2 protein-coding genes are annotated in these 2,752 nt (G+C 54.5%); both read left to right on the forward strand.

Annotation, left to right across the window (positions count from 1 at the left end; all coding sequences use genetic code 11):
* Positions 1-163 precede the first annotated feature (163 nt).
* Complete coding sequence (locus ABYP73_RS12700; protein ID WP_372974578.1) at positions 164-1,720, forward strand: aryl-sulfate sulfotransferase; 1,557 nt, start codon at positions 164-166, stop codon at positions 1,718-1,720.
* Between the two features lie 94 nt (positions 1,721-1,814).
* Positions 1,815-2,519, forward strand: a complete 705-nt coding sequence (locus ABYP73_RS12705; RefSeq protein ID WP_372974579.1) for a hypothetical protein — start codon at positions 1,815-1,817, stop codon at positions 2,517-2,519.
* Positions 2,520-2,752 lie beyond the last annotated feature (233 nt).

Below are 2,752 nucleotides of genomic sequence, written 5' to 3' on the forward strand. Positions count from 1 at the left end.
ACAGATCCATACCGGACTGGGACACGGCTTTCTGTACACCCCCAATGAGGCCTGGATGGGTCCGGCCAGGGAGTGGATACATAGAGAACAAGTAAAAGAGCCTCTGAGAAAAACAAACTGAAAACCAACCTTAAAAACCGATAACCAACCAAAAGACCAACCCATGAAAAAAGTGTTTTACTACGCCGCTTCCGCGCTCATGCTGGGGCTGGTGATCCATTGCAGTCAGGATAAGGGCAAAGAGGACAAGGCAGACCGCAATATGTTCGGACACCGAATCCCCCGCGGACTTATCACTACCTCAGAAGGGCTTATGCCCGGCTATTTGATGTTTTCTGTACCCAACTCCGGGTCTACCTACCTGGTGAACCGGGAAGGCAAGGTGGTCCATGAATGGAAGGGCACCTATACCGCCTTTAACCCCTACCTCCTGGACGACGGCTCCCTGATGGTGGGAGAGAATGACGTGGACTATCCCGTCTTTGGCTTTGGCGGGCCCTATGGGCGCATCCAGAAGATCAGCTGGGACGGGAAGATCCTCTGGGATTACGAACTGGCCGATGAGAAGCACATCCTGCACCATGATTTTGCGGTCAAACCCAACGGGAATATCCTGGCCATCGTCTATGAGGCCATTTCCTATGAGGAGGCCCTGGCCCTGGGCCGAGCGCCCCATCTGATCCCCCATTCCGGTCCCTGGCTGGAAAAGATCATCGAGGTTGTACCCGAAGGAGAGCGGGGTTCAAAAGTAGTATGGGAATGGAACCTGGCAGACCACCTGATCCAGGACCTGGACCCCGATAAGCCCAATTACGGGGACCCCGGTGAGCACCCGGAACTGTTGGATTTCAACACGGGGGATTCCATCCCGGAGCCCATCAGCCAGGACAGTCTGGACCAACTCAGGGCTTTAGGCCGGGGAGGCAGGAACCTTACCCGTTTCAACCCCCGGTCAGACCTGTACCACTTCAACGCGATCAGCTACCACCCGGAGCTGGAACAGATCGCGATCAGTTCGCCCGAACTGAGTGAGATCCTCATCCTGGACCAGAGCACCACCACGGAAGAGGCAGCCTCCCACAGCGGGGGCAGAAGCGGGAAAGGAGGCGACTTCCTGTACCGATGGGGGAACCCTGAGAACTATCGCCACGGGGATTCCACGGACCGCCGCCTGATGTACCAGCACGATGTGCGCTGGATTGAACCCGGCAAACCGGGCGCAGGAAACCTCACCATTTTTAACAACAACATCCCCAATGTACCGGATTCCCTCCAGTACACGGCCATCTACGAGATCAAACCACCCTTGCAGCCCGACGGGTCCTATCTCCTCAGGGAGACCGGGGATTACGGCCCGGATGAACTGGAGTGGAGCTATGTGGCCAAGGACACCCTGTCATTTTACGCCAGTTTTATTTCGGGAGCGCATAGGATGGAGAACGGGAATACCTTTATTAACGCCGGACCGGCGGGCCGCTTCTTTGAAGTGACCCCGGACAGAGAGATCGTTTGGGAGTACCGCAACCCCTACAGGGGTAATGCCACCAAACCCAACGGGGATCCTGAGGACATTATGCCCGCGACCTATTTTATCTTCCGGGCTACTTTTATTCCGGCAGACCACCCGGCCTTTGAGGGCAAGATCCTGGAGCCCCTGGATCCCCAGCCGGAAGAATTCAAGATGCCTCCACCTCCTCCCAAAGAAGAGAAGGAAGAATAATACCGACCCTTTACCTGCGCACATGAGCTCAGGATGATCATCTATCAAAATCTTCGACCCGAGTCGGAGAAGTCCAACCTAAAAACCAAAACCAATGAAAAAATTAGTATTTGCATTCGCCTTTATCCTGTGCCTAACCCTAAGTGCGCAGGACAATTATTACACCATGTACTCTTTTGTGGTAGAGCCGCACAATGAGGCTACTGTCTATAAACTGGTAGACGACTATTATTCAGCCAATAAACCCGAAGGGATCTTTGTGAGGCTGTTCGAGAACCACTTTAAGAATCAGGACATGAAGGCCACCCATTCCATCGTGTTCCTGGGCACCCTCGAGGACGTCGGGAACATGTATTCCGGAGGGGGCAATGTGAACTTCGAGCTCTTTATCACCAAGCTCAACCAGTACATCAAGGACGGGGCAGGCTCAGCTACGGGCCGGCATCTCGCCCTCTATGGAGATACCAGCACCCGATACCCCTTCCAGCGGTATTATTTACTCGATGTAGCCGATACGGATAAGTTCGATGCGGAGTACAACAAATTCCACTCCAAACACAACCCGCCCGGGATGCTCGTCAATATGGGGAATACTATCGTAGGCCAGGGCGGAGGCCATTACAACCGATGGGTCATCGTTGGGTTTAAGGATATGAAATCTGCCATCGGCGGAGCTAACCAACTGGTCTCCGGGGCAGCCCTAACCGCGAGGCAGAAAGCCTGGGACGCCTATATGGCCGCCCACGGAGGCGTGGAGGTGGTAGGCTCCGGGATGCGTGTGCTGCTCGGCGCCTGGTAAAGGACCTTACAAAGAACCGGGTGGAGGCCCGGGAATACAAAGACCGATGCTGGCTAAAGTATCGGTCTTTTTTCTAACTTGACCTTCCATGGAGCAAACAGGTTTCATCCCTTTTTTCCGAAGGTTTCTGAATGGACCGGTGGCCCCTCTGGCTTTATTTTGCCTCATTATCTCCTGTGGGCAAGGACCCGGTGCCGGAGATATGCAGGCTAAAGCCCCTGAGGGGATGCAGT

Source organism: Muriicola sp. (assembly GCF_041567615.1).
Lineage (GTDB): Bacteria > Bacteroidota > Bacteroidia > Flavobacteriales > Flavobacteriaceae > Muriicola.

Bases quoted from the DNA above. Each gene is read 5' to 3' on its own strand.
- ABYP73_RS12700 (WP_372974578.1), top strand. From the start codon at position 164: ATGAAAAAAGTGTTTTACTACGCCGCTTCCGCGCTCATGCTGGGGCTG.
- ABYP73_RS12705 (WP_372974579.1), top strand. From the start codon at position 1,815: ATGAAAAAATTAGTATTTGCATTCGCCTTTATCCTGTGCCTAACCCTA.